We start from the raw sequence: 6,377 nt of genomic DNA, 5'->3' as shown, positions 1-6,377 counted from the left end.
ACTATTGTGTGATATTTAAGCCTTCCAACACTATACAAAAGAAGGAACACAAAATTAGAGTAAAATGAAAAAACACCACCTATAAATAGCCATGGAAGATACTTAGATATTTGATAAGCTAGTGAATAATTCTGCGTCCATATATAAATCAACTTGTCTGAGAAAAACACCAAAAATAAAGATAACGGGATAGTTATTAAAAAAGAGAAGTCTAAGCATTTATTAAAGATACTTGTATATTCCAGATATTTTTTTTTATAAAACAGTGATGTTAACTTTGGCTGTAGGTATTGATTTAAAGGGTCCCCAAAAACTGAGAGCATACCAACAAATGAAATAGCAATAGAATAGCTCGCATACTCATTTAGAGGTAAGTATTTTGCTAACACAACCTTATCTGATTGATTTACCATCACCCATAATATAGACAAAACCGACAATTGGGTAGCAAAAAAAAGCATTGACCGAAAACTACCAGTACTAACATGCTCATCATTAGCACATGCTTTTCCACTCTCTTTTTGCATAGAGTAAAGAACTATGAACCCAAAAAAAATGATTAAAACTGTATTTATAATTGAAGCTAACAACTGTAATTTAAAATAGTAAATAATATTATTATGCTCAAATAATAATATATACACAAAAATCTGAGAAATTGTCACATAAAGAACATTTAATGATGTTAATAATATTTGCTTTTCAGCTGCCAGTAAAATGCTACGAAATGGCCCTTGGATATATCTCACTGAAAAAATAGAAAGCATTAAAAATATGGATTCGGAAATAATTGATGAAGGTATTTTTGTATTCAAAAAATCAACAAATATATCTGAACTCAAATAACCTGCTATAAATATCAATCCAGATATAGAAATGAAGAATAGAACTGCTTTATAAAATAATTTAATGAAAGCATCAAAATTTTTTTTGCTATTGACACTTATAATTGCTTGTCGAGTAAGAACACCACCAATGCCAACATCAAAAATACTCAGACATGCCTGTAGAACAATAAAATAACCAATAAGTCCATACGCTTCTCTACCTAGCAGCTTAATAAAATAAGGGATAAGTAAAACTGCTATTATTGCTGAATAAACCCTGCCTATATAGATATAGCACAACGTTAAAACACTTGAATTAATTTTCATTTTTTATTCAACATATTTATAAAAATCAAATATACTTGAACATATGTATGTTACCTGTTCAATTGTCAGTTCATAATAAAGTGGTAGCCTTAGTAACTTATCTTGAAACATATCACAATTTGGTAAATTAACTAGTTTGTTATCCCGTAAATAAAAGTCGCTTTTATGAAGTGATAGATAGTGGAAAACCGATTGAATTCCTTTATCTTTCAAAAAAGAAATGAGTGCGGACCGCTCTTGTATGCTCCTACATACTATATAAAACATATGAGCATTGTTAGTTGAATATTTATAAAATATAGGGCATTTTATTAATTTTTTATCTTCTAATTTTTTTAATGCCGCATAATACTCATTCCAAAGAATTTTTCTTTTTGATTGAATATTTTCCAAATTCTCCAACTGCCCGTATAAATAAGCTGCGTTTAATTCTGATGGTAAGAATGATGACCCTATATCTACCCAACCATATTTATTGATTTCACCACGAAAGAAAGATGTTCGGTTAGTACCTTTCTCTCTGATTATTTCAGCCCTATTAATAATAGTGCGATCATTTACTACAAGCATACCGCCTTCACCACAAATAATATTTTTTGTTTCATGGAATGAGAAAGCTGCCATAGTTCCAAATGACCCAAGTGGTTTCTCATTATAATAAGAATCAATTGCCTGGGCTGCATCCTCAACTAATGGGATGTTATATTTATTCGCAATGGCACATATTTTGTCCATGTCACATGCAACCCCAGCATAATGAACAATAACAATCGCTCTTGTTTTGTTTGTTATGTTTCGTTCAATTTCTTCGCATGATATATTTGGATGTTCATCGCAACTATCTACAAATCGTATTTTAGCCCCTCTTAGAGCAAAAGCATTTACAGTTGATACAAACGTATAAGAGGGAGATATTACCTCATCTCCAGGCTTAATATCTAATAATATTGCTGCCATTTCTAACGCATCAGTACATGATGTCGTTAGCAATACCTTTTCAAAGCCATATTTTCTTTCAATATATTCACTGCATTTCTTAGTATAATATCCATCTCCAGATATTTTCCCTCGTTTAACTGCATCTGAAATATATTCCAACTCTACGCCTGAAACATATGGTTTATTAAAAGGGATCATTTTATAGCCTTAATTATATTTTGGAATGAGTTCGCTAATTTATCTTTTCCTGATAAAATTAATTCTCTTTCATTAGCAGGCCAATTGATTGATAAGTCAGGATCATTCCATGCTATTGCAGATTCTGATCTGGGTTCATAATAATTTGTTGTTTTGTAAGTAAATTCAGCTATTTCGCTTTTAACTAAAAAGCCATGAGCAAATCCAGAAGGGATCCATAATTGCCGCTTATTTTCAGCTGATAATATTACCCCAAGCCATTGTCCAAAAGTAGGTGATGACCTTCTGATATCGACAGCCACATCATATACTTCACCAACTATACATCTAACCAACTTCCCCTGAGAATGAGGTTCATTTTGGTAATGCATTCCTCTTAATACATTTTTTACTGATTTTGAGTGATTATCCTGTACAAAGTCAACAGGATGACCAACTGCGGTTTCAAAATCCCGTTGATTAAAACTTTCCATGAAAAAACCTCTTTCATCAGCATAAACTTTTGGTTCAAGAATGATTAGGCCAGGAATTTTGGTAGTTATATATTTCATTGACTAATATCCATTTATCATCTTCAATAAATACTTCCCATATGCATTTTTTGATAATGGTGATGCTAGTTTCCGTATTTGTTGTGCATCTATGAAACCTTTCCTGTAAGCTATTTCCTCAGGGCAAGACACCTTTAATCCCTGACGCTCTTCTATTGTTGCGATAAAGTTACTTGCTTCAATTAAACTTTGATGGGTGCCAGTATCTAACCATGCATAACCCCGCCCCATCATAGCGACAGATAATTTACCTCGTTCAAGATAAATTCGATTAATATCTGTAATTTCTAATTCTCCACGAGGAGAAGGAGTTAAACTTTTAGCAATAGATATAACATCATTATCGTAAAAATAGAGTCCTGTTACCGCATAATTGCTTTTAGGTTCGATTGGTTTTTCTTCTAGACTAATCGCCCTGCCATTCTTATCAAACTCAACCACTCCGTAACGCTCAGGATCGTTTACATGATATGCAAATACCGTAGAACCACTTTCTTGATTGACAGCATTAGCCATTAGTTTAGGTAGATCATGTCCGTAAAAAATATTATCACCTAATACTAATGCGCAATCATCGTCGCCAATGAAATCTGCACCGATAATGAAAGCTTGCGCTAATCCATCAGGATTTAGCTGAACTTTATACTGGAGATTCAACCCCCATTGGCTTCCATCACCCAGCAATTGTTCAAAACGCGGCGTATCCTGTGGAGTACTAATCACGAGAATATCACGAATACCAGCGAGCATCAGTGTTGACAACGGATAATAAATCATAGGTTTATCATATATTGGCAATAATTGCTTACTGACTGCCATAGTCACTGGGTAAAGGCGTGTTCCTGATCCACCTGCGAGTATAATTCCTTTGCGTTTTTTCATTATTTTTTCTCAGACAAAACTTTATTTACAAGTTAATTAAATATGGCGGGGATGATTATTTCATAAGTAACTCTTCAAGCATTCTCTCTACACCAAATTGCCACCCAGGTAGAGTCAGTCCAAATGTTCGCTGAAACTTATATGTATTTAGCCGGGAGTTTTCAGGACGTTTGGCTGGTGTAGGATATGTCGATGTTGATACTGCATTCAGAGATGTTAGTGCAAGTGTTGCACCTTCTTCACGTGCCTTGTTAAATACAAAAGCAGCATAATCATGCCAAGTTGTGACTCCATTGGCAACCAAATGATATAGACCCGCAACAGCAGGGGTTTGAATGGCAACACGTATAGCATGCGCAGTGCAATCTGCTAACAATTCAGCACCAGTAGGAGCACCGTACTGATCATTAATAACAGATAATGAATCCCGCTCTTTTGCTAGCCGTAACATTGTCTTTGCAAAATTATTCCCTTTTGCCGCAAACACCCAACTGGTTCGAAAAATGAGATGCTTTGAGCAATATTTGCGTATCGCTATCTCGCCATCTAACTTACTTCGCCCATAAACATTTAAGGGATTCGGTATATCTGTCTCAACCCACGGAGTAGATCCAGTCCCTGGGAACACATAATCTGTAGAATAATGAATGAACCATGCACCTACCTTCTCAGCTTCTTTTGCTATAGCTTCAACGCTTATTGAGTTGAGAAGTTGAGCAAATTCTGGCTCCGATTCAGCCTTGTCAACCGCAGTATGTGCTGCAGCATTCACTATTATGTCCGGTTTAATCTGCTGCACAGTTTTAGCGATCCCCTCGGGATTGCTAAAATCACCGCAATAATCCGTAGAGTGAATATCAACGGCAATTACATTCCCCAGAGGTGCAAGCGAGCGTTGCAGTTCCCAGCCAACTTGTCCGGTTTTACCAAAAAGTAAAATATTCATTAGTGTCTATTATCACCGTTCTGCTCGCGCCATAACTGATAGCGAAATTTATTATCAACTACTTCTTAAAGTAGTTCCCCATTAACCTATAGAGTTCAACCTTTTTTATTAAAAACTCAAGTCAACATTTAGTTTAAAGTGTATTTTCATATCGACAATGATAAAAACATAGTTACTTGCATAAATAATTGACTCAAGTGCGTATGATGTTCGAAAAGTTACTTACCGTTTTTAATCAGTCTGAAAACTCTTTAATATGAGAAATCTTTCCAACGAACATACCGTCATTTCAATTCGTTGATATAATTTGTAATAGATAGAATTATTTACTCATGACACTCGCAAAGGAAATTTTCTGTATAAAACAAACACAATTCATGTGCTAACCCTTGAGAAATTTATTACCTACTGGTTTAATTCCATCTTATTATCAACACATGTCAGACAAATCGGATAAACCGATATAATTCTCTTCAATCTGAATATTTTTTAGGTTTGTAAACAAGACTTAGGCCAATTTATTTGAATTGGAATATTTTATTGTTTTAGACACGCTACCGCCCCTGGCTCAACAGCTACCAGTGCACTGATTCTCAATCGCAGTATTCATAGGTCGGGGAAAAAACTAAATAACTATGCACTAATGCTAAAAACACAAATGGCAGTAAGTATCTCCCCGTACGTTAACTGCTTACGATGATACTCACTGCCACTGTTTTAACTTATGCTTTAGATCCAAAAACCATTATTCGGTCAGTAGTTTCTCAATACTCTTCCGGAACTTAGCACCTTCTTTCAGGTTGCGCAGTCCGTACTGTACAAATGCCTGCATATAGCCAAGTTTTTTACCACAGTCATAGCTGTCACCGGTCATCAACATGGCATCAACCGACTGTTTCTTCGCCAGCTCTGCGATGGCATCGGTCAGTTGGATACGACCCCATGCACCAGGCACCGTTTTAGCCAGTTCATCCCAGATATCTGCAGACAGAACATAGCGCCCTACGGCCATCAGGTCAGATTCCAGCGTCTGCGGCTGATCCGGTTTTTCAATAAAATCAACGATACGGCTGACTTTACCTTCGCTATCTAATGGATCTTTGGTTTTGATGACGGAGTAATCAGACAGATCACCCGGCATATGTTTCGCCAATACCTGACTACGCCCGGTTTCATTAAAGCGTGCAACCATCGCCGCAAGATTATAGCGCAGCGGGTCGGCGGAGGCGTTATCGAGGATAATATCCGGCAGCACCACCACAAATGGATTATTTCCCACAATCGGGTGTGCGCAAAGAATAGAGTGGCCCAGGCCCAGTGGCTGTGCCTGGCGGACGTTCATAATCGTAACGCCAGGAGGGCAAATCGACTGAACCTCAGCCAGCAGTTGGCGCTTAACACGCTGCTCCAGCAGGGCTTCCAGCTCATAGGAGGTGTCGAAGTGGTTTTCCACTGCATTTTTGGATGCGTGGGTGACCAGGACGATTTCTTTGATCCCTGCAGCGACGATTTCATCGACGATGTATTGAATCATCGGCTTATCGACGATCGGTAGCATCTCTTTTGGGATGGCTTTCGTGGCGGGCAACATATACATACCCAAGCCTGCTACCGGAATGACTGCTTTCAAATTAACCATGGTAATGTCCACTTTTAATCAGTTGGAAAAGTATAGCTGTTCAGACCACAACGATCTGTGTTAGTTCG

The 6,377-nt window shown here is 36.9% G+C and carries 6 protein-coding genes; all 6 read right to left on the bottom strand.

Translation table 11 applies throughout. From position 1 onward, the window contains the following. A partial coding sequence (locus LZ634_RS11420; RefSeq protein WP_234505035.1) for an oligosaccharide flippase family protein occupies positions 1 to 1,154 on the bottom strand: 1,154 nt, incomplete at its 3' end. Positions 1,155 to 1,157: 3 nt separating this feature from the next. Beyond that, the gene (gene rffA / locus LZ634_RS11415; RefSeq protein WP_234505033.1) at positions 1,158 to 2,291 is read right to left on the bottom strand and encodes a dTDP-4-amino-4,6-dideoxygalactose transaminase; all 1,134 of its coding nucleotides are present in this window, start codon (positions 2,289 to 2,291) and stop codon (positions 1,158 to 1,160) included. Then, positions 2,288 to 2,842, bottom strand: a complete 555-nt coding sequence (rfbC, locus tag LZ634_RS11410; protein WP_234505032.1) for a dTDP-4-dehydrorhamnose 3,5-epimerase — start codon at positions 2,840 to 2,842, stop codon at positions 2,288 to 2,290. Before rfbC ends, rffA begins: the two co-directional genes overlap by 4 nt. A 3-nt stretch (positions 2,843 to 2,845) precedes the next feature. Further along, the gene (gene rfbA, locus LZ634_RS11405; protein WP_234505031.1) at positions 2,846 to 3,724 is read right to left on the bottom strand and encodes a glucose-1-phosphate thymidylyltransferase RfbA; all 879 of its coding nucleotides are present in this window, start codon (positions 3,722 to 3,724) and stop codon (positions 2,846 to 2,848) included. A 55-nt stretch (positions 3,725 to 3,779) separates the two neighbouring features. Then, positions 3,780 to 4,670, bottom strand: coding sequence for a dTDP-4-dehydrorhamnose reductase (gene rfbD, locus LZ634_RS11400; RefSeq protein WP_234505030.1), 891 nt, complete (start codon positions 4,668 to 4,670; stop codon positions 3,780 to 3,782). 745 nt (positions 4,671 to 5,415) lie between these two features. Continuing rightward, complete coding sequence (gene galF / locus LZ634_RS11395) at positions 5,416 to 6,309, bottom strand: UTP--glucose-1-phosphate uridylyltransferase GalF (protein WP_234505029.1); 894 nt, start codon at positions 6,307 to 6,309, stop codon at positions 5,416 to 5,418. Positions 6,310 to 6,377: the final 68 nt, after the last annotated feature.

It is taken from the genome of Kluyvera intermedia (genome assembly GCF_021440345.1).
Classification (GTDB): domain Bacteria; phylum Pseudomonadota; class Gammaproteobacteria; order Enterobacterales; family Enterobacteriaceae; genus Kluyvera; species Kluyvera intermedia_A.
Note: the sequence above shows the minus strand (reverse complement) of the source record. Positions and strands in the feature narration are given on the sequence as shown.

Coding starts and splice junctions, on each gene's coding strand:
- galF (WP_234505029.1), bottom strand. CDS start 6,309: ATGGTTAATTTGAAAGCAGTCATTCCGGTAGCAGGCTTGGGTATGTAT.
- rffA (WP_234505033.1), bottom strand. CDS start 2,291: ATGATCCCTTTTAATAAACCATATGTTTCAGGCGTAGAGTTGGAATAT.
- rfbD (WP_234505030.1), bottom strand. CDS start 4,670: ATGAATATTTTACTTTTTGGTAAAACCGGACAAGTTGGCTGGGAACTG.
- rfbA (WP_234505031.1), bottom strand. CDS start 3,724: ATGAAAAAACGCAAAGGAATTATACTCGCAGGTGGATCAGGAACACGC.
- rfbC (WP_234505032.1), bottom strand. CDS start 2,842: ATGAAATATATAACTACCAAAATTCCTGGCCTAATCATTCTTGAACCA.